Consider the following 20,081-nt stretch of genomic DNA (forward strand, 5'->3'; position numbering starts at 1 on the left):
GATCCGCGTCAAGGTCAGACCAGCCGGCTCTTCGTCAGCGCCGCCTGGATGAAGCTGGCGAACAGCGGATGCGGGTCGAACGGCTTGCTCTTCAATTCCGGGTGGAACTGGACGCCGACGAACCATGGGTGATCCGGTCGCTCGACGATCTCTGGCAATGTGCCGTCGGGCGACATGCCGCTGAACACCAGGCCGCCCTGTTCGAGCGCGTCCTTGTAATGCGTATTGACCTCGAACCGGTGACGGTGACGCTCGTGGATCGTCGTGTCGCCGTAGATCGACGCGACGACGCTGTTGCCGTCGAGCGCCGCTTCATAGGCGCCCAGCCGCATCGTACCGCCGAGGTCGCCCTGCTCCTCGCGCTTCTCGAGCCCGTCGCGGCCCATCCATTCGGTGATCAGGCCGACGACCGGTTCGTCGGTCGGGCCGAATTCGGTCGACGAGGCATTGGCGATGCCGGCGAGATCGCGCGCGCCCTCGACGCACGCCATCTGCATGCCGAAACAGATACCGAAATAGGGGATTTCGCGCTCGCGCGCGAATTTGACCGCCTTGATCTTGCCCTCAGCCCCCCGCTCCCCAAACGCCCCAGGAACGAGGATCGCGTCGCAGGGCTCGAGCTGGCTGACGATCTCGCTGCTGTCGTTCTCGAAGATCTCGGCGTCGATCCAGCGCACGTTGACCTTCACGCGATTCGCGATGCCGCCATGGACCAAAGCCTCGTTGAGCGACTTGTAGGCATCCTGCAGGCCGACATATTTGCCGACGACGCCGACGGTCACCTCACCCTCCGGGTTGGTGAGCCGGTCCATGATGTCGGTCCAGCGCGTCAGGTCGGGGGCCGAGGACGGCGTGATGCCGAAGGCGCGCAGCACCTCCGAATCGAGGCCCTCGCCATGATATTGCAGCGGCACGGCGTAGATGCTCTTGGCATCGAGCGCGGGAATGACCGCGCTTTCCGGCACGTTGCAGAACAGCGCGATCTTGGCGCGCTCCGACGGCGGCAGCGGATGTTCGCAGCGGCAGACGAGCACGTCGGGCTGCACGCCCAAAGCGGCGAGCTCGCGCACCGAATGCTGGGTCGGCTTGGTCTTCAGTTCACCCGCAGCGGCGATATAGGGCACCAACGTGACGTGGATGCTGATCGCATTGCCGCGCCCGACCTCGTTCTTGAGCTGGCGGATCGCCTCGATGAACGGCAGCGACTCGATGTCGCCGACCGTGCCGCCGATCTCGCACAGCACGAAGTCGAGGTCGTCGGTCTCGGCACGGGCGAACGCCTTGATCGCGTCGGTGACGTGCGGGATCACCTGCACCGTCGCGCCGAGGTAATCGCCGCGCCGCTCGCGCTCGATGATCGTCTTGTAGATACGGCCCGAGGTGACGTTGTCCGACTGGCGCGAGGCCACGCCGGTGAACCGCTCGTAATGGCCGAGGTCGAGGTCGGTTTCCGCGCCGTCGTCGGTGACGTAGACCTCGCCGTGCTGATAGGGGCTCATCGTGCCCGGATCAACGTTGAGATAGGGATCGAACTTCCGAATCCGGACGCGGTAACCGCGCGCCTGAAGCAGAGCTGCGAGAGAGGCCGCCATGAGGCCCTTGCCGAGCGACGAGACCACGCCGCCGGTGATGAAGATGTACCGCGCCATGGGAGAAATCGCCTAGCGTGTTGTGGGGTCGAACGACAAGAGCGCGCGGGTCATCCCCGCGCGCGATTTACGATGAACGGATGAACCGCTTAGCGCTGCAGCGGCACCGCGCCGTTGTCGGCGGGGGCGTTGGGGACGGCATCCTGTGCGGGGGCCGGCGCCGGCGCCGCTGCCGGCGGCGTGCGGGCGAGCGAGGTATCGATCGTCTGCGTCTGGCGATGTGCCGCGATGAAGGCGAGCGCGATCGACATGCCGACGAACACCGTCGCGAGGATCGAGGTCATCCGGGTGAGGAAGTCGGCGGCACCGCGCGCCGACATCAGCCCCGACGGGCTGCCACCCATGCCGAGGCCACCACCCTCCGACCGTTGCATCAGGATCACCGTCACGAGCGCCGCGGCGATGATGGCATGAACGACGAGGAGGAAGGTGAACATCTATGGTCCCGGAAACTCGGATGAAGGCGCGCACATAGGCGAGGGTCGCGCAACGATCAACCGTGCCGGTGCGGGCACGCTGCCCAAGCGCGGGGACGCCGCCTCGCCCGCTCCGTCACCCCGGGCTGGTTCGAAATCCCTGCGGAACTGCCGGAGTGCTCCTGCGAAAGCAGGAGCCCAGGAGTTCCGGGCGCCATGACACGTTGTTGTGCTTGGCCTAGCGCGGATCGACATTCGAACTTTGAAGAAACTCCTCCCCCGCCAGGGAGTGCGGCGCAGCCGTGACGGAGGAGGAGGTACGCACCATCTTCGGTGGCGTGTCCTCCCCCTCCGTCATGCCTTCGGCATGCCACCTCCCCCTGGCGGGGGAGGAATTGGAATGAAGGCCAATCCGGCCTAGCCTCCTGTTTTTGCAAGAGCATTGAATAGGTTCACCGGCGATGTGGACTTTCGCGCGGGTCTCGACCCGTTGCGGAGTCCCTTGGCGAGGAGACCAGCTTGAGGTGAGACCGTTCTCTCGCGGCCCCGTGGACCCCGAAGCGAGTTCGGGGTGACGGGTTCGCGTGGCGAGGTCCTGAGCCGCCTTGCTGGTCACCGCCCCCCAGGGCGGCGCCATGGCCACTAATTCACCCTCACCGTTCATTTACCGGAAACCAGCGTCGCGCGGGGGCGTTATGACAGCGAAACAAAGCCCCGAAAACGGCGCAGAAACGGATATTTGATCGTGGGAACTGCCGCGCAATCACTCGCGACGTGGATGACGGCCCTGGTGGATTACGTGCGCTCGGGCGAACCCGACCTCACCAATCGGCAGATGGCGCTGCTCCTCCTCGTCTACCTCAATCCCGGCCCGCATACGGTGCGTGGCCTGGCCCGGGCGCTCAACGTATCGAAGCCCGTCGTCACGCGCGCCTTGAACAGGCTGGGTGCGCTCGGCTATCTGCGCCGGCAACGCGACGACAGCGACAAGCGCAACATCTTCGTCGCGCGTACTTCCGAAGGGGCAGAGTTTCTTGAAGAGTTCGGGCAATTTCTTGGCGAAGGCGACACCCGGTCGCTCCAGCCAGCCCTCGCGTAGGGCGTTCGCGCTCACCGGCCCGTCGGTCACGCTCGATCCCAGGACGCATGCGGTGCGCGGCGATCTGGCCGATGTCCGCCTCGCCGAACAGGTGTTCGCGCCGCATTATGCCGCGCCGATGGCCGCGGTCGCGGTCCGCGACGCGATCCTCTACGCCGATCGCAACCTGAGCGAGCCGCTGGCGTCGCTCGCCGCCGGCGAAGCGTTCGAGGTGCTCGAACTCGCCGGCCGCCATGCCTGGGGCCGCGCGATCACGCAGAATGCGGTCGGCTATGTCGACCGCGCCATCCTCGACAAGGCGAACGCAGCATGAGCGTCACCGTGTTCATCGACGGTGCCGTCGGCACCACCGGCATCGACATCCGCGAGCGACTGAGCGGGCGCACCGACATCACCGTGGTCGCGCTCGATGAGGCGCGGCGCAAGGACCCCGCCGCCCGTGCCGAGGCGCTCAACGATGCCGATATCGCGATCCTCTGCCTGCCCGATGACGCGGCACGCGAGGCGGCGGCGCTGGTGCGCGACGGCACCACGCGGCTGATCGACGCCTCGTCGGCGCATCGCGTCGCCAAGGGCTGGACCTATGGCTTCCCCGAACTGGCCGAAGATCAGGCCGGGCGAATCGCCGCGGCGCGTTTCGTCTCCAATCCCGGCTGCTATCCCACAGCCTTCCTCGCGCTGGTCGCGCCGCTGGTGCGCGCGGGCCTCGTCCCGGCGGACTGGCCGCTGACCTATAATGCGGTGTCGGGCTATTCGGGTGGCGGCAAGGCGATGATCGCGGAGTTCGAGGGCGGCGGGGTCGATACGGCGCTGCGTGCCTATTCGCTCTCGCTGTCGCACAAGCATCTGCCCGAGATGCGCGCGCATGCCGGCCTCGCCCACCCACCGGTGTTCGCGCCGGCGGTGGCGCGGCTCAATCGCGGCATGCTCGGCGAGGTGCCGCTGGCGCTCGCACAGCTGCCGGGTCGCCCGAGCCTCGCCGCGGTCGAGGAGACGCTCGCCGCGGCCTATGCCGACAGCGCGCTGATCACCGTCGCCCCCGGCGACGTCGCCGCGGTGACGATCGAGGAGAATAGCGGCACCGACCGGATGACGCTGCGCGTCTGCGGCAATGCCGACAGCGGCCAGGTGCGGCTGATCGCGACGCTCGACAATCTCGGCAAGGGCGCCGGTGGCGCCGCCGTCCAGAACCTCAACATCATGGCCGGGCTCGATCCCCTGGCCGGCCTGATCGTGTAAACAGAAGGACCGTCATGCAGCGCAATCCTGTCGGCAAGCTGCTCCTGTTCGGAGCGACCGGTGACCTCGCCCAGCGCATGTTGTGGCCGTCGCTGTACGGATTGCACGCGGACGGGCTGCTGCCCGAGGGGCTGACGATCGTCGGCTCGGCACGGGGCGAGCAGAACGACGACGCCTTCCGTGCCTTCGTGCAGAAGGCGCTCGGTCAGTTCCTCGCCGCCGACCGCAAGGACGACGGTATGATTGCGAGCTTCCTCGAACGGCTGTACTTTCAGCCGGCCGACCTCTCCGATCCGGCCAGCTTCGCGCCGCTCGCCGAGAAGGTCGGCGACGTATCGGGCGGCCTCGCCATCTATCTGTCCACCGCGCCGTCGCTGTTCGAGCCGGCGGTGAAGGGCCTGGAAAGCGTCGGCCTCGCCGGCGAGACGGTGCGGATCGGGCTGGAAAAGCCGCTCGGCTACGACCTCGCATCGAGTCGCGAGATCAACGACACCGTCGCCTCGGTCTTCCCCGAGGAGCGGATCTTCCGCATCGACCATTATCTCGGCAAGGAAACCGTCCAGAACATCCTGGCGCTGCGCTTCGGCAATTCCTTCTTCGAGCCGGTGTGGAACGCGCAGGGTATCGACAACGTCCAGATCACCATCGCCGAGACGGTCGGGCTCGAGGATCGCGCCAGCTATTACGAGGGCGCGGGCGCGCTGCGCGATATGGTCGCCAACCATATGCTCCAGCTCGTCGCGCTGATCGCGATGGAGCCCCCTGCCCTGTACGACGGCGCCGCGATCCGCGACGAAAAGGCCAAGGTCTTCCGCTCGATGCGCAAGATCGCGCCGGAGGACGTGCCGAGCTGCACCGTCGTCGGCCAGTATGAGGAGGGCGCGGTCGGCGGCAAGGTCGTCAGGGGCTATGACGATGAACTGGGCTATGACAGCAACGTCGAGACGTTCGTCGCGATCAAGGCGCATATCGACAATTGGCGCTGGCAGGGCGTGCCCTTCTACCTGCGCACCGGCAAGCGCATGGCGAAGCGGCGCAGCGAGATCGCGATCCAGTTCAAGCCGGTGCCGCACTCGATGTTTTCGGGCCGCGGCGGCATCCTCCAGCCCAATACGCTTGTGATCCGCCTGCAGCCGGAGGAATATGTCCAGCTGCTGGTCATGGCCAAGGAGCCGGGCCTCGACCGCGAGGGCATCCGCCTGCGCGAAGTGCCGCTCAACCTCAGCATGGACGCCGAATTCGCCGGCTCGCGCCGGCGCATCGCCTATGAGCGGCTGCTGCTCGACCTGATCGAGGGCGACCAGACGTTGTTCGTCCGCCGCGACGAGGTCGAGGCGCAGTGGACGTGGATCGACGCGATCCGCGCCGGCTGGGACGCCAACCAGACCAAGCCGAAACATTATGCCGCCGGCACCTGGGGCCCCGCGGGCGCGATCGCGCTGACCGAGCGCGACGGGGTGACCTGGCAGGACGATTGAGGCGGTTAGGCCACCCCCTCCCCGCCGATTCGTCACCCCGGACGTGTTCCGGGGTCCGCCCATCCGCAGGGGCGGGGCCTGAGCCTCTTGCCGTTCTCCCCGCCGCAGAGCGGCCCCCGGAACGAGTCCGGGTGACGGGGACTATGGGACACGTTCCGCCGCACATACGTATGCGCGGCCTCTTACCTTGCGCGTCCGCCCGGTCTATCGGGCGGGACGCCGACCGAACGAAAGCAAAGACATGACCGAAATCGAATGGTGGGAATATGAGGACGCCGCCGAGATGGCCCAGGCGGTCGCCGGCGATATCCAGTTCATCATCGAGGCGGCGATCGACGCGCGCGGCGCGGCGGTGATCGCGCTGTCGGGCGGCAAGACGCCGATCCCGATCTACGACACGCTGTCCAAGGCGAAGCTCGACTGGAAGCGGGTGACGATCGTCCCCACCGACGAGCGCATCGTGCCGCTCGGCGATCCGCTGTCGAACGTGACGATGATCGCCAAGACCTTCCTGCCCAAGGGCGCGCGGGTGATGCCGATCGTGCCGCAGGCGACCGCCGACTATAAGTCCGCGGGCCGCTCGGCCGACGCGCTGATGCAGGACCTGCACTGGCCGCTCGACCTCTGCCTGCTCGGCGTCGGCGGCGACGGCCATACCGCGTCGATCTTCCCCGGCCCCGACTTCGACGAGGCGCTCGCCGGTCCCAAGGAGCGGCGCGCGCTGGGCGTGATGCCCGACCCGCTGCCCGCCGAGGCGCCGGTGCCGCGCGTGACGCTGTCGCGCGAGGGCATCGTCACCGCCCGCGCGCTGATGATCGCCGTGACCGGCCAGGCCAAGCGCGACGTCATCGAGAAGGCGATCAAGCAGGGCCCGGCCTCGCCCTATCCGATCGGCCGCGTGCTGGCGGATGCGGAACTGCCCGTCGACATCCACTGGGCGCCGTAACGCCGGTGGCGAAGCGGGGATGAGACCCATTGTGCTTCGACAGGCTCAGCACGAACGGTGAAGGGAGATCGCTCCCGCCCCGTTCGTGCTGGGCCTGTCGAAGGGCGACAGCCCCGTCCAACATGGTTTATGGTGACACCTCAGGCACCTAACGCTCCCTCCCCAGGACCCGCGTCATGAACCCCGAAGTCTCCGCCGTCACCGACCGCATCATCGAACGATCGCGGGACAGCCGCGCCGCCTATCTCGCGCTGATCGAGCGCGAGCGGGAGAATGGCGCGCGCCGGCCGCAACTCGGCTGCGCCAACCTCGCCCATGCCTATGCGGGCACCGAGGAGGATCGCGATACGCTGCGTGCCGACAGCGGCATGAACATCGGCATCGTCACCGCGTACAACGACATGCTGTCGGCGCATGCGGTCTATTACCGCTATCCCGAGCTGATGAAGGTCTGGGCGCGCGAGGTCGGTGCGACCGCGCAGGTCGCGGGCGGCGTGCCGGCGATGTGCGACGGCGTGACGCAGGGCTATGCCGGCATGGAGCTGTCGCTGTTCAGCCGCGACACGATCGCGCTCGCGACGGCGGTAGCGCTCAGCCACGGCACGTTCGAGGGCGCGGCGCTGCTCGGCATCTGTGACAAGATCGTGCCGGGGCTGCTGATGGGCGCGCTGCGTTTCGGCCATCTGCCGATGGTGCTGATCCCCGGCGGGCCGATGCCCTCCGGCCTCCCCAACAAGGCCAAGGCGGCGGTGCGTGAGGCCTATGCCGAGGGCAAGGCGGGGCGCGAGGAGCTGCTCGACGCCGAGATCCAGGCGTATCATTCCAAGGGCACCTGCACCTTCTACGGCACCGCCAACACCAACCAGATGATGATGGAGGTGATGGGCCTGCACATGCCCGGCGCCGCCTTCGTCAATCCCGGCACCAAGCTGCGCCAGGAGCTGACCCGCGCCGCGGTCCACCGGCTCGCCAGCTTGGGCTGGCGCGGCAACGATTATCGCCCGCTCGGCCATTGCGTCGACGAGCGCGCGATCGTGAATGCCGCGGTCGGCCTGCTCGCCACCGGTGGCTCGACCAACCACCTGCTCCACGTGCCGGCGATCGCGCGCGCGGCAGGGATCGTCATCGACTGGGAGGATTTCGACCGGCTCAGCCGCGCGGTGCCGCTGATCGCGCGCGTCTATCCCAACGGCGAAGCCGACGTGAACGCGTTCGAGGCGGCGGGCGGCATGCCCTTCGTCGTGCGCGAGCTGCTGGCGGCCGGGCTGCTCCACGGCGATATCACCACGGTCAGCGGCGACAGCCTGTCGGCCTATGCCGAGAAGCCGGCGATCGTCGACGACGCGCTCGCCTGGCAGCCGGTCGGCGACAGCGGCGATACCGCGATCCTGCGCCCGGTCGCGGACGCCTTCTCGCCCGACGGCGGCATGCGCATCCTCGCCGGCAATATCGGCCGCGCCTGCATCAAGGTTTCGGCGGTCGATCGGGAACGCTGGGTGGTCGAAGCACCGGCGCGCGTCTTCCACGACCAGCTCGACGTGCTCGAGGCGTTCAAGCGCGGCGAGCTGGAGCAGGACATGGTCGTGGTCGTCCGCTTCCAGGGTCCGCGCGCCAACGGCATGCCCGAGCTGCACAAGCTGACCCCGCCGCTGGGCGTCTTGCAAAACCGCGGCTTCAAGGTCGCCTTGGTCACCGACGGCCGCATGTCGGGCGCGAGCGGCAAGGTGCCGTGCGCGATCCATTGCTCCCCCGAGGCGCTGGGCCATGGCGCGATCGGCAAGATCCGCGACGGCGACATCATCCGCGTCGATGCGGTCAACGGCACGCTCGACGCGCTGGTCGACGCAGCGGAATGGCTCGCCCGACCGTTGTGCGACGCGCCGGGCGCGGCGAGCGGCATGGGTCGCGAGCTGTTCGCGATGCTCCGCGGGCTCGCCGACGAGGCCGAAAAGGGTGCGTCGGGGATGCTCGCGGCGGCGGGTCTATAGAAACATCAACCGCCCTCACCCTTCCTACCGCCTGCGGCGGCGGGCCCCGTCCCTCTCCCGCCGGGAGAGGGAGAGACGGCGAAGCCGGCGACGGGTGAAGGTGAGAGCGGAACGTCAGGAGGGAACAGAAATGCAGCTCGTCAGCGTCGATATCGGCGGCACCCATGCCCGCTTCGCCATCGCCGAGGTGGAGGACGGTCATGTCGTCGCGCTCGGCGAGCCGGTGACGCTCAAGACCGCCGAACACGCCAGCCTGCAGACCGCGTGGCAGGCGTTCGCCGCCCGCCACGGCTCGCCCCTGCCGAAGGCGGCGGCGATCTCGGTCGCCTCGCCGATCACCGGCGACATCATCCGCCTGACCAACAATCCCTGGGTGATCCGTCCGTCGCTGATCCCCGAGCGGCTCGGCGCCGACGTCTATACGGTCATCAACGATTTCGGCGCGGTCGGCCACGCCGTCGCGCAGCTGCCGCACGAGGATTTCGAACATCTCTGCGGCCCCGACGCACCGCTGCCGGTTCAGGGCGTCACCACCGTCTGCGGCCCCGGCACCGGCCTGGGGGTCGCGCAGGTGTTCAAGACCAAGGGCACCTACCACGTGCTGCCGACCGAGGGCGGGCACGTCGATTACGCGCCGCTCGACGGCATCGAGGATGCCTTCGTCAAGCGCCTGCGCCGGACCTATACCCGCGTTTCGGCGGAGCGGATCTGCTCGGGCCCGGGCATCGTCGCGCTGTACGAGACGCTCGCCGAGATGGAAGGCCGGGCGGTGCCGAGCCGCGACGACAAGACGATCTGGACCGAGGCGCTGGACGGCACCGATTCGATCGCACTGGCCGCGCTCGACCGCTTCTGCCTCGCGCTCGGCGCGGTGGCGGGCGACCTCGCGCTCGCGCATGGCGCGAAGGCGGTGGTGATCGCCGGCGGCCTCGGCCTGCGCATCAAGGACAAGCTGATCCGCTCGGGCTTCGACCAACGGTTCGTCGCCAAGGGCCGGTTCCAGAATATGATGGCGGGCATTCCCGTCAAGCTCATCACCCATCCGCAGCCGGGCCTGTTCGGCGCCGCCGCGGCCTTCGCCCAGGAGCACGCCTCGTGACCGATATCGCCACCATCATGCAGACCAGCGCCGTCATTCCGGTGCTGGTGATCGACGACGCCGCAACCGCCCGCCCGCTCGCCGAGGCGCTCGTCGCCGGTGGGCTCAAGGTGCTGGAAGTGACGCTGCGCACCGGCGCGGCGATGGAGGCGATCGCCGAGATGAAGCGTGTCCCCGGCGCGATCGTCGGCGCCGGCACCGTGGTCAATGAAGCGCAGGCGCGGCAGGTGATCGACGCGGGCGTCGAGTTCATCGTCTCGCCCGGCCTGACCGAGCGGCTGGCGCAGCCGATCCTCGACGCCGGCGTCGCCTATCTGCCCGGCACCGCGACGGCGGGCGACATCATGCGCGGGCTCGACCTCGGCCTTACCCATTTCAAGTTCTTCCCGGCAGAAACGTCGGGCGGGCTGAAGGCGCTGAAGGCGCTGGCCGCCCCCTTCTACCAGTGTCGCTTCTGCCCGACCGGCGGCATCACCGAGGCGAGCGCGCCCGACTGGCTGGGGTTCGCGCCGGTGCTGTGCGTCGGCGGCAGCTGGGTGACCGGCGGCACGATGGCCGAGGTCGAGGCCAAGGCCCGCGCGGCGAGCGCCTTGCGGCGGTGATCATTTGGGGCGGGCCGGGTTCGAACCATGTCCGCCCCCCTCCCGTCACCCCGGACTTGTTCCGGGGTCCACCCGGCGGCGAGGAGAACGGCTGGAGGCTCCGACCGCGCCTTTGCGGCTTGGTAGACCCCGGAACAAGTCCGGGGTGACGAAGCGAATGTGGCGTTCGTTGGCAATCAAAACGGACTTACGCCCCCCACCCCCGGCCGCGCGGAAGACCTTGCCTACATCTCTCCGCGCTGGCGGCGGATCGCATACCATTTCTGCACATTGGCGTTGTGCTGCGCCAGCGTGTCGGCGAACACATGGCCACCGGTGCCATCCGCCACGAAGTACAGCGCATTGGACGGTGCCGGATCGAGCACCGCGTCGATCGACGCGCGCCCGGGATTGGCGATCGGCCCGGCCGGCAGCCCCGCCTCGGCATAAGTGTTGTAGCCGTTCCTGGCTTGCAGTTCGGAGCGCAGGATGCGCCGGCCAAGCGGCCGCCCCTTGGTGATCGGATAGATCACCGTCGGATCGGCCTGCAACGGCATGCCGCGCTTCAGCCGGTTGCCATAGACCGCCGCCACCGTCCGCCGCTCGGCGGGCTTGCCGGTTTCCTTCTCGACGATCGAGGCGAGGATGATCGCCTGTTCGGGCGTCGTCACCGCGATGCCCGGCTTGCGCTTGGCCCAGGCGGCGGCGAGATAGTCGCGCATCGCCTTCTGCATCCGCGCCACCACGCTCGCCCGCGTGTCGCCGCGCTGGAAGGCATAGCTGTCGGGCAGCACCGATCCCTCCGCCGGCACCGGCACGTCGCCGGTGAGGCCGTCCGCCTTCATCAGCGCCTCGTGGACGAGCACCGAGGGATAGCCCTCGGGCACGACGACCAGCCGTTGCAGCACCTTGCCGCCCTGCAACATCTTGAGGATGTCGGCCGGGCTGGTGTGGGCGGGGATGCGATATTCGCCGGCCTTGATCGGTTCGCCCGAGCCGAAGACGCGGGCGAGCAGGCGGAAGCGGCCCGCCGAGCGGATTGCCCCCGCCTTCTCCAGTTCGCGCGCGGCCGAGGCGAGGCTGCTGCCCTCCGCGACCTGGACGGTCAGCGTGCGCGGCGCCGGGCCGCTGCCGCCCCAGCCCTGCACCACCAGAAACGCCGCGACGATTGCGACGAGGCCGATCAGCAGACCGAGGCAACCGACCTTGCGCATGGGATCAGATCGCCTTCATCACCAGCGACGCATTGGTGCCGCCGAAGCCGAACGAATTGTTCAGCACCGCGCGCACCTGGCGCTTCTTGGCGACATGCGGCACGAGGTCGACGCCCTCCGCACCCTCCGACGGATTGTCGAGGTTGAGCGTCGGGGGCACGATCTGGTCGCGCATCGCGAGGATGCAGAAGATGCTCTCGACCGCGCCGGCGCCGCCGAGCAGATGGCCGATCGCCGACTTGGTCGAGCTCATCGACAGGCCGCCGATCGCATCGCCGAACAGCCGCTTGACCGCGCCCAGCTCGATCATGTCGGCCATGGTCGAGGTGCCGTGCGCGTTGATATAGTCGATGTCCTCGAGCGCGAGGCCCGACCGCTTCATCGCCATCTCCATCGAGCGGAACGCGCCCGACCCCTCGGGCTCCGGCGCCGTGACGTGATAGGCGTCGCCGGACAGGCCGTAGCCGACGACCTCGCAATAGATCTTCGCGCCGCGCGCCTTGGCGTGCTCATATTCCTCGAGCACGACGACGCCCGCGCCCTCGCCCATGACGAAGCCGTCGCGGTCGCGGTCATAGGGGCGGCTGGCCTGTTCGGGCCGGTCGTTGAAGCTGGTGTTGAGCGCGCGCGCGGCGGCGAAGCCGGCGATGCCGATCGGGCAGATCGTGCTTTCCGAACCACCGGCCAGCATCACGTCGGCATCGTCGAGCGCGATCATCCGCGCCGCGTCGCCGATCGAATGCGCGCCGGTCGAACAGGCGGTGACCACCGCATGGTTCGGCCCCATCAGCCCGTATTTGATCGAGACCTGACCCGAGATCAGGTTGATCAGCCGGCCGTGGACGAAGTGCGGGCTGACGCGCTTGGGGCCCTTCTCGGCGAGCACGAGCGATTCGCTCTCGATCCCCGGCAGGCCGCCGATGCCCGATCCGATCGAGCAGCCGGCGCGGAACCGCTCCGCCTCGGTCATCTCGGTCAGGCCGGCATCCTCGAGCGCTTGGCCGGCGGCATCGATGCCATAGACGATGAAGGGGTCGACCTGCCGCTGGACCTTGTGGTCGACGCGCTTGTCGGGATCGAAGCCATACGGATGATCGGCCGGCTTCACTTCGCAGGCGATGAGGCATTTCTGGTCCGACGCGTCGAAGCGCGTGATCGGGCCTGCGCCCGATTTGCCGGCGATCAGGTTCGCCCAGGCGGTTTCGACGTCCGCGCCAAGCGGGGTCACCAGTCCCAAACCGGTTACGACAACGCGCCGCATACCCTTACTCCATTCCATCCAACACGGCGCCACCCAGAAGGACGGGCGGCTATTACGAAAAACGGCCCCCCGCCCACATTACCCGGGGACGGGGAGCCGTTCAGATCCGGCCCTCAGCGGGCGCGGGCAAGCCGAAGGCTCAGCCCTTATGCTCGTCGATATAGGTGATCGCGTCCTTGACGGTCGTGATCTTCTCGGCGGCATCGTCAGGGATTTCGACCCCGAACTCTTCCTCGAACGCCATGACGAGCTCGACGATGTCGAGGCTGTCGGCACCCAGGTCGTCGATGAAGCTCGCGTCCTCGGTCACCTTGTCGGCTTCGACGCCGAGATGCTCGACGACGATCTTCTTCACGCGGTCGGCGGTCTCGCTCATGGTATAATCCCTCTTCGCTTTGGGGGTGTTTCGTTCTTCCTGAACGCCCGTAGAACGGGGCGGTTCGGGTGGCAAGCGTCTGTTAAGGTCGATCGTTGCGATCAGCCCCAACCTGCCTAGATCATGGCCATGCCGCCGTTAACGTGCAAGGTCTGGCCGGTGACATATCCCGCCTCGCGGCTGGCAAGGTACACGACCGCGGCACCGATGTCCTCGCCGGTGCCCAGGTCGCCGGCCGGAATCCGGCCGAGCAGCGCGGTCTTCTGCGCCTCGGGCAGCACGTCGGTCATCGCCGAGCGGATGAAGCCGGGGGCGACGCAATTGACGGTGATGTTGCGGCTGGCGAGTTCCTGCGCCAGCGCCTTCGACATACCGACGAGCCCCGCCTTGGACGCGGCATAATTCGCCTGGCCGGGATTGCCGGTCTGCCCGACCACCGAGGTGATCGAGACGACGCGGCCGAAGCGCTGCTTCATCATCGGCTTGGCGGCGGCGCGGACGAGGCGGAAGGCGGCTTCCAGGTTGACGCGGATCACCTGATCCCATTCGTCGTCCTTCATCCGCATCGCCAGATTGTCGCGCGTCACGCCGGCATTGTTGACGAGGATATCAAGCCGCCCGCCCAATGCCTGCACCGCCTGCGGCACGAGCGCATCGACGGCGGCGGCATCCGACAGGTCGCACGGCACGGCGACATGCTCCCCGCCCAGCCCGGCGCGAAACGCCTCGAGCTTGTCGGCATTGGACCCCGACACCGCGAGCCGCGCCCCCTGCCCGGCCAGCGCCTTGGCGATGGCGGACCCGATGCCCCCCGAAGCGCCGGTCACCAGCGCGGTCATGCCTGTCAGATCGAACATGTTAGTCTCCGAAATTTTTGTTCACGCGAAGGCGCGAAGGCGCAAAGGGGGTGTGGCCGTTAACGACGCGACGGATGCCCTCTCTCAACGTCTCGCCACCGAAATTCAGGAGCAAACCCAGGGGCTGCCGGGTGAGCCGAAGGTATGTCAGCAATTGCTTAGCATGAGCGGCATTCAGCCGCTCGACCGATTTTATCTCGACCAACAAGCGGTCATTGATGATGAGATCGATACGGAATGCGGCATCGAAATGCAGCCCTTCGAAATCGATAGCGATTGGGCGCTGCCGTCCCACGACATAACCCAATGCCGCGAGCTTAGCCGCAAGAACGGTTTCGTAGACGCTTTCGAGCAGGCCCGGACCCAACTGCCGGTGAAGCCGCAGGGATACATCGATGACATCGGCCGCCGCCGCTTCAAGATCCATCTCTTCGCGCCTTTGCGCCTTCGCGTGAACATCACATCTTCTTTAGCAAATCCTCGATGTCGTCCATTGTCACGACGCTGGTCGCTTCGACGTCGGGAGCGATGCGCTTGACCATCGGGGCGAGGACCTTGCCGCCGAATTCGACGAACTGCGTCACCCCTGCCTCGGCCATCGCCAGCACCGATTCGCGCCAGCGCACCATGCCCGTCACCTGGCGGACCAGCGCGGCGCGGATCGCGTCGGGATCGGCGATCGGCGCCGCATCGACATTGGCATAGACCGGCACCAGCGGCGCCGCGATGCGGGCCTCGGCGAGCGCGGCCTGCATCGCGTCGGCGGCGGGCTGCATCAGCGGGCAGTGGAACGGCGCGGAGACCGGCAGCAGCACCGCGCGCTTGGCGCCATGTTCCTTCGCCAGCGCGACCGCGCGCTCGATCGCGGCGCGATGGCCGGAAATCACCACCTGTGACGGATCGTTGTCGTTGGCGACGGTGCAGACGAGGTCGCCGCCGCCGTCCGCCGCGACCGCCGCTATCGCAGCGGCCGCGATCGCCTCCGCCTTGGCGAGATCGGCACCGAGCAGCGCCGCCATCGCCCCCTCGCCGACCGGCACCGCCGCCTGCATCGCCTGCCCACGCAGGCGCAGCAGCCGTGCGGTCGTCGCGAGATCGAACGCCCCCGCCGCGCACAATGCGCCATATTCGCCGAGGCTGTGCCCGGCGACGTAATCGGCCTTGTCGGCAAGGCGGATGCCGCCCTCACGCTCGGCGACGCGCAACGTGGCGATGGCATTGGCCATGATCGCCGGCTGTGCATTGGCGGTGAGCTGCAGGTCCTCGCCCGGTCCCTCCGCCATCAGGCGGAACAGATGCTGGCCCAGCGCCTCGTCGACCTCGCCGAACACCTCGCGGGCCACGGGGCTCGCCTCGGCCAGCGCCTTGCCCATACCGACTGCCTGACTGCCCTGGCCGGGGAAGATGAATGCCCGCATCGCGCGTCTCCTCTAACAACAGGAGCGCGCCACTAGGGCCGCTGCGGTCCCCACGCAACCTGAACGAACCTCTTGGAGTTGCGACACCTTGCGACCGTTTTCAGGGATCGGCGAGAGAGGTGTGCGACATGTCGCGCCTATCTCTTGTGTCGACGCTGGCAACGGCGCCGGTACATGAATGGGAGTGTTTACAATGAAGAAGCTGATCCTGAGCGCGATCGCCGCCACCCTGGTCGCCAGCCCGATGGCGCTCGCCGCGGCCGACGCCGCGCCCGTGCAGCGCGAGCGCACCGTCACCACGGTCAAGGAGCGTCCGAACGGCCGCACCGTCGTCACCCAGCGTACCGTCGTCCGCAACGATCGCCACGGCGGCCCGCGCAACTGGCGCACCGGCCAGCGCTTCGACCGCCGCTACGCCACCAACTATCGCGTCGTCCGCGATTATCGCACCTATCGCCTCGCCGCCCCGCCGCGTGGCGCCTATTGGGCCCGCTCGGGCAATGACGCGGTCCTCGTCCGCGACAACGGCACCGTGGTCCGCGTGATCCAGCGCTCGTTCCGCTGATCCGTCCGCCCTTGCCTTTTCGGGCAGGAGGCGTATGAGACCGTCATCCGGGGTGGAGAGCCAGTCTCTCCGCCCCGGTTTTATGTTCGAGACGACAGTCGGAGGGGCGTCGCATGGGGCGGCGTCAGCGATCGGCCAACGAAGGAAAAGGCATGGCTCTGTACGAGCACGTGTTCCTTGCGCGCCAGGATTTGGCACAGGCGCAGGTGGATGCACTGGCGGAAAACGCCACCAAGATCATCGAAGACAACAACGGTCGCGTCGTCAAGACGGAGACCTGGGGCCTGCGCAGCCTGGCGTATCGCATCGCCAAGAACCGCAAGGCGCATTACGTGATGCTCGAGATCGATGCCCCCGGCACCGTGATCGCCGAGCTGGAGCGCCAGACGCAGATCAACGAAGACGTCATCCGCTACATGACCGTCAAGGTCGATGCGCTGGAAGAGGGTCCGACCGTGATGATGCGCAAGCAGGAGCGCGATCGCGAGCGTCGTGGCGACCGCGAGGGTGGCCGTGACGGCGGCCCGCGTGGCGATCGTCCGGACCGTGGCCCCCGTCGTGACCGTGAAGAGGAGGCCGCATAATGGCTCGCCCGTTTTTCCGCCGCCGCAAGTCGTGCCCGTTCAGCGCCAAGGATGCGCCGCGGATCGACTATAAGGACGTCCGTCTGCTCCAGGGCTTCGTGTCCGAGCGTGGCAAGATCGTGCCGTCGCGCATCACCTCGGTGAGCGCCAAGAAGCAGCGCGAGCTCGCCCAGGCGATCAAGCGCGCCCGTCACCTGGGCCTGCTGCCCTACGTCGTTAAGTAAGGAGTCCGAAACATGGACGTCATTCTGCTTGAGCGCGTCGAGAAGCTCGGCGCCATCGGCGACGTGGTGAAGGTCAAGGACGGGTTCGCCCGCAACTTCCTGCTGCCGAACAAGAAGGCGCTGCGCGCCAACGAAGCCAACCGCAAGGTGTTCGAGGCGAACCGCGCCCGCATCGAGAGCGAGAACGCCAACCGTCGCGGCGAAGCCGAGAAGGAAGCGGTCTCGTTCAAGGACGCGAGCGTCACCCTGATCCGTCAGGCGTCGAACACCGGCCAGCTCTATGGTTCGGTCGCGGTCCGCGATCTGGTCGAGGCGCTCGTCGCCGACGGCCACAAGGTCACCAAGAGCCAGGTCGTGCTCGACAAGCCGATCAAGTCGATCGGCCTGTACGACGTGCGCGTCGCGCTGCACCCCGAGGTCACCGTGGCGGTCAAGGTCAACGTCGCACGCTCGCCGGAAGAGGCCGAGATGCAGGCATCGGGCGTCGACGTCATGTCGTCGATGTTCGAGCGCGACGAGGCCGGCTTCACCGAGGATTACGATCCCAACGCCGAGCCGGGCGCGACTGCCGAAGTGCAGGCCGACCGTGCCGACGAGGAGCCGGCGCAGGGCTGAGCCCCGCGTCACGCGACCGATCAGCAAGAGGCCGTCCGGAGCGATCCGGGCGGCCTCTTTCGTTTCCGCCCCGCTCCCGCGGCGTTCATGCGCCTGCGCCTAAAACGCGCCTGTTAATCAACGCGTTAACACCTGCGAAACATCTGGACCGTTATGGACCGATTAATGCCAGCCAGGTTCAGCATCGCCGTCGACCCTCTGCGTCACCTCGTCACCCTCACCATCGCGGGCTTCTACCTCGTGGAGGACGTCGATGCGCTGCGCGACGCCTATCGGGAGGCGCTGGGCCTGCTCCATTGCGGTCCCAACCAGCACCTCACGCTGACCGACGCGGCAGGCATGCGCATCCAGAGCCGCGAGGTGGTCGAGGCGTTCGCAGGCATCGTGCGCGATCCGACGCTGCATTCGCGCCGCCTCGCCTTCGTCGTCGGCATGTCGCTGTCGCGCCAGCAGATGCGTCGCCTGCCCGAGCCGGGGCGCACCGGCGTCGGCTATTTTGCCGAACGCACCGCCGCCGAGGCGTGGCTGTTCGAGGATTCGGTCATCGGCGCCCAAACAGTTTTTCAATATCGCCATGCGCCAGCTTCACCCATGTCGGGCGACCATGGTTGCACTGGCCCGAATGCGGCGTAGCCTCCATCTCGCGGAGCAGGGCGTTCATCTCGGCGACGCCGAGCACCCGCCCTGCCCGTACCGAGCCATGGCAGGCCATCGTCCCCGCCACCGCATCGAGCCGTTCGCGCAGCGACAGCGCCTGATCGAAGGCGGCGAGTTCGTCCGCCAGATCGGTGACCAGCACCGTCGGATCGGCCTGACCGAGCAGCGCCGGCGTCGCGCGCACCAGCATCGCGGTCGGCCCGAACCGTTCGAGGTCGAGGCCGAGTTCGGCGAGTTCGTCGGCCCGCGCCTCGAGCCGGTCGCAGGCCGGCTCCTCCAGCTCGACGACCTCGGGGATCAGCAGCGCCTGCGACGCGATCCGCCCGCCGGCAAGCGCGGCGCGCATCCGTTCGAGCACCAGCCGTTCATGCGCGGCATGCTGATCGACGAGCACCAGCCCGTCCTCCGCCTCGGCGACGATATAGGTCTTGGCGACCTGTCCGCGCGCGACGCCGAGCGGATGCGACGCGGTCTGCGGCGGCGGCGCCCAGGCCGGTTCCGCACGCGCGGCGGGCGGCACGGTGAAGAAGGTCGGCCGATAGTCGCGCACGCGCCCGGAGAGCGCCTCTCCTTCGGGAGCAACCGGTAAACCGTATCCCGACGGGTTCAGGTCAGGCTGGGAGCCTAGCCAGCCGGCTGCCCCCAACGGCGGGGAACTTGCCGGACTTTGCGTCTGCCACATCTGCAACGCGTCTTCGCTTGGCCGCTGCACGCTGCGATGCCCCGCGGCATCGAGCGCCCGCCGCAGCCCCGAGACGATCAGTCCGCGCACCAGCGCCGGATCGCGGAAACGCACCTCGGTCTTCGCGGGATGGACGTTGACGTCGACCTCGCTCGCCGGCACGTCGAGGAACAGCGCCACCACCGCATGGCGGTCGCGCGGCAGCATCTCGGCATAGGCGCCGCGGATCGCGCCCATCAGCAACCGGTCGCGCACCGGCCGGCCGTTGACGAACAGATATTGATGATCGGCGACGCCGCGATTGTAGGTCGGAATGCTCGCCACCCCGCCGAGCACCAACGGCCCGGCGTCGGTCGGCCGCTCCAGGTCGATCGGCACCGCATTGTCGGCGAGCGCGCGATCGGTTAGCGCCGCGACGCGCGCCGGCCGCTCCTCCGCCTGCGTCACCGCCAGCGCGCGCCGGCCGTCGTGTTCGAGCGTGAAGGCGATGTCGCAACGCGCCATCGCCAGCCGCCGCACCGCGTCGAGGCAGGCGGCATATTCGGCGCGCGGCGAACGCAGGAACTTGCGCCGCGCGGGCACCCGCCCGAACAGCCCCTCGACGATCACCCGCGTCCCCGGCGGCAGCGCGGCGGGGCCCTCGCGGACCAGCGCGCCATTGTCGACGGTCCGCGCCCAGCCTTCCGCGCCGGCGATTCGGCTCTCGATCGTCAGCCGCGCGACGCTGGCGATCGACGGCAGCGCCTCGCCCCGGAAGCCGAGCGTCGCGACCATTTCGATCGCGCCCTCGTCGCCGACCAGCGAATCCGGCAGTTTCGACGTGGCGTGCCGTTCGAGCGCCAAAGCCATGTCGGCGGGGGTCATGCCGCAGCCGTCGTCAGCCACCTCGATGCGGGAAAGGCCGCCTTCGGAAAGGGTTATCGCGATCCGCGAGGCCCCCGCGTCGATCGCATTCTCCACCAGTTCCTTCAACGCGCTGGCGGGCCTTTCCACCACTTCACCGGCAGCGATACGGTTGACGAGATGTTCAGGCAGACGGCGTATTGACACCGCGCAAGCTCTATACCAAGCGAACGCATCCCGCGAGCCCCTCCGCTAGACGTGACGAACTTCGTGACCCCACGGTCTGCGGC

The 20,081-nt window shown here is 68.0% G+C and carries 22 protein-coding genes; 13 read left to right on the forward strand and 9 right to left on the reverse strand.

The genetic code is table 11. From position 1 onward, the window contains the following. Positions 1-14 precede the first annotated feature (14 nt). Positions 15-1,649, reverse strand: a complete 1,635-nt coding sequence (locus tag HD841_RS10100; protein WP_179508709.1) for a CTP synthase — start codon at positions 1,647-1,649, stop codon at positions 15-17. An 89-nt stretch (positions 1,650-1,738) separates the two neighbouring features. Beyond that, entirely contained in the window at positions 1,739-2,086 is a 348-nt protein-coding gene (gene secG / locus HD841_RS10105) for a preprotein translocase subunit SecG (protein ID WP_038659948.1), read from the reverse strand. A 757-nt stretch (positions 2,087-2,843) separates the two neighbouring features. On the opposite strand from secG, the gene HD841_RS10110 reads away from it, so the two are divergent. From HD841_RS10110 to eda, 8 genes are all read left to right on the forward strand, one after another. Beyond that, complete coding sequence (locus tag HD841_RS10110) at positions 2,844-3,164, forward strand: MarR family transcriptional regulator (protein WP_179508710.1); 321 nt, start codon at positions 2,844-2,846, stop codon at positions 3,162-3,164. Further along, positions 3,121-3,477: an SH3 domain-containing protein gene (locus tag HD841_RS10115; protein WP_257015398.1), complete on the forward strand. Its 357-nt coding sequence runs from the start codon at positions 3,121-3,123 to the stop codon at positions 3,475-3,477. The genes HD841_RS10110 and HD841_RS10115 overlap by 44 nt, the downstream gene beginning before the upstream one ends. Continuing rightward, positions 3,474-4,403, forward strand: coding sequence for an N-acetyl-gamma-glutamyl-phosphate reductase (gene argC, locus HD841_RS10120; protein WP_179508711.1), 930 nt, complete (start codon positions 3,474-3,476; stop codon positions 4,401-4,403). The genes HD841_RS10115 and argC overlap by 4 nt, the downstream gene beginning before the upstream one ends. 14 nt (positions 4,404-4,417) lie before the next feature. Further along, on the forward strand, positions 4,418-5,881 hold the full coding sequence (gene zwf / locus HD841_RS10125; protein WP_179508712.1) for a glucose-6-phosphate dehydrogenase: 1,464 nt from the start codon (positions 4,418-4,420) through the stop codon (positions 5,879-5,881). Positions 5,882-6,122: 241 nt separating this feature from the next. After that, the gene (gene pgl / locus HD841_RS10130; protein ID WP_179508713.1) at positions 6,123-6,827 is read left to right on the forward strand and encodes a 6-phosphogluconolactonase; all 705 of its coding nucleotides are present in this window, start codon (positions 6,123-6,125) and stop codon (positions 6,825-6,827) included. 176 nt (positions 6,828-7,003) lie between these two features. After that, the gene (gene edd, locus HD841_RS10135) at positions 7,004-8,815 is read left to right on the forward strand and encodes a phosphogluconate dehydratase (protein WP_179508714.1); all 1,812 of its coding nucleotides are present in this window, start codon (positions 7,004-7,006) and stop codon (positions 8,813-8,815) included. A gap of 130 nt (positions 8,816-8,945) precedes the next feature. Further along, positions 8,946-9,914 (forward strand): glucokinase, encoded by a 969-nt coding sequence (glk, locus tag HD841_RS10140; RefSeq protein WP_179508715.1) that lies wholly within the window; start codon positions 8,946-8,948, stop codon positions 9,912-9,914. Further along, a complete protein-coding gene (eda, locus tag HD841_RS10145; protein ID WP_373562986.1) occupies positions 9,911-10,516 on the forward strand; it encodes a bifunctional 4-hydroxy-2-oxoglutarate aldolase/2-dehydro-3-deoxy-phosphogluconate aldolase in 606 nt (201 codons plus the stop codon). The genes glk and eda overlap by 4 nt, the downstream gene beginning before the upstream one ends. 224 nt (positions 10,517-10,740) lie before the next feature. Here the strand turns inward: eda and mltG are convergent, their stop codons facing one another. The 6 genes from mltG to fabD form a co-directional block, all read right to left on the reverse strand. Continuing rightward, positions 10,741-11,709, reverse strand: a complete 969-nt coding sequence (gene mltG, locus HD841_RS10150) for an endolytic transglycosylase MltG (RefSeq protein ID WP_179508716.1) — start codon at positions 11,707-11,709, stop codon at positions 10,741-10,743. 4 nt (positions 11,710-11,713) lie between these two features. After that, positions 11,714-12,970 carry a beta-ketoacyl-ACP synthase II gene (gene fabF / locus HD841_RS10155; RefSeq protein ID WP_179508717.1) on the reverse strand — a complete coding sequence of 419 codons (1,257 nt, stop codon included), beginning with the start codon at positions 12,968-12,970 and terminating at the stop codon, positions 11,714-11,716. 139 nt (positions 12,971-13,109) lie between these two features. Further along, on the reverse strand, positions 13,110-13,346 hold the full coding sequence (locus HD841_RS10160) for an acyl carrier protein (RefSeq protein WP_019515010.1): 237 nt from the start codon (positions 13,344-13,346) through the stop codon (positions 13,110-13,112). A gap of 116 nt (positions 13,347-13,462) precedes the next feature. After that, positions 13,463-14,203: a 3-oxoacyl-[acyl-carrier-protein] reductase gene (fabG, locus tag HD841_RS10165; RefSeq protein WP_179508718.1), complete on the reverse strand. Its 741-nt coding sequence runs from the start codon at positions 14,201-14,203 to the stop codon at positions 13,463-13,465. Position 14,204: 1 nt separating this feature from the next. Next, entirely contained in the window at positions 14,205-14,630 is a 426-nt protein-coding gene (locus HD841_RS10170) for a GxxExxY protein (protein WP_179508719.1), read from the reverse strand. 31 nt (positions 14,631-14,661) lie between these two features. Then, a complete protein-coding gene (gene fabD, locus HD841_RS10175; RefSeq protein WP_179508720.1) occupies positions 14,662-15,621 on the reverse strand; it encodes an ACP S-malonyltransferase in 960 nt (319 codons plus the stop codon). 193 nt (positions 15,622-15,814) lie between these two features. On the opposite strand from fabD, the gene HD841_RS10180 reads away from it, so the two are divergent. The 5 genes from HD841_RS10180 (at position 15,815) to HD841_RS10200 (ending at position 18,242) form a co-directional block, all read left to right on the forward strand. Then, on the forward strand, positions 15,815-16,186 hold the full coding sequence (locus HD841_RS10180; protein WP_179508721.1) for an RcnB family protein: 372 nt from the start codon (positions 15,815-15,817) through the stop codon (positions 16,184-16,186). A gap of 152 nt (positions 16,187-16,338) precedes the next feature. Then, positions 16,339-16,770 (forward strand): 30S ribosomal protein S6, encoded by a 432-nt coding sequence (gene rpsF / locus HD841_RS10185; RefSeq protein WP_179508873.1) that lies wholly within the window; start codon positions 16,339-16,341, stop codon positions 16,768-16,770. Beyond that, positions 16,770-16,994 carry a 30S ribosomal protein S18 gene (gene rpsR / locus HD841_RS10190; protein WP_007403456.1) on the forward strand — a complete coding sequence of 75 codons (225 nt, stop codon included), beginning with the start codon at positions 16,770-16,772 and terminating at the stop codon, positions 16,992-16,994. Before rpsF ends, rpsR begins: the two co-directional genes overlap by 1 nt. A 12-nt stretch (positions 16,995-17,006) precedes the next feature. Then, positions 17,007-17,609: a 50S ribosomal protein L9 gene (gene rplI, locus HD841_RS10195; RefSeq protein ID WP_179508722.1), complete on the forward strand. Its 603-nt coding sequence runs from the start codon at positions 17,007-17,009 to the stop codon at positions 17,607-17,609. Between the two features lie 165 nt (positions 17,610-17,774). Further along, positions 17,775-18,242 carry a hypothetical protein gene (locus HD841_RS10200; protein WP_179508723.1) on the forward strand — a complete coding sequence of 156 codons (468 nt, stop codon included), beginning with the start codon at positions 17,775-17,777 and terminating at the stop codon, positions 18,240-18,242. On the opposite strand, the gene mutL is transcribed toward HD841_RS10200, so the two are convergent. Then, positions 18,151-19,998 carry a DNA mismatch repair endonuclease MutL gene (gene mutL / locus HD841_RS10205; protein ID WP_179508724.1) on the reverse strand — a complete coding sequence of 616 codons (1,848 nt, stop codon included), beginning with the start codon at positions 19,996-19,998 and terminating at the stop codon, positions 18,151-18,153. The two genes, HD841_RS10200 and mutL, sit on opposite strands and share 92 nt — an antisense overlap. Between the last annotated feature and the right edge of the window lie 83 nt (positions 19,999-20,081).

The organism is Sphingomonas melonis (assembly GCF_013409985.1).
GTDB lineage: Bacteria > Pseudomonadota > Alphaproteobacteria > Sphingomonadales > Sphingomonadaceae > Sphingomonas > Sphingomonas melonis_A.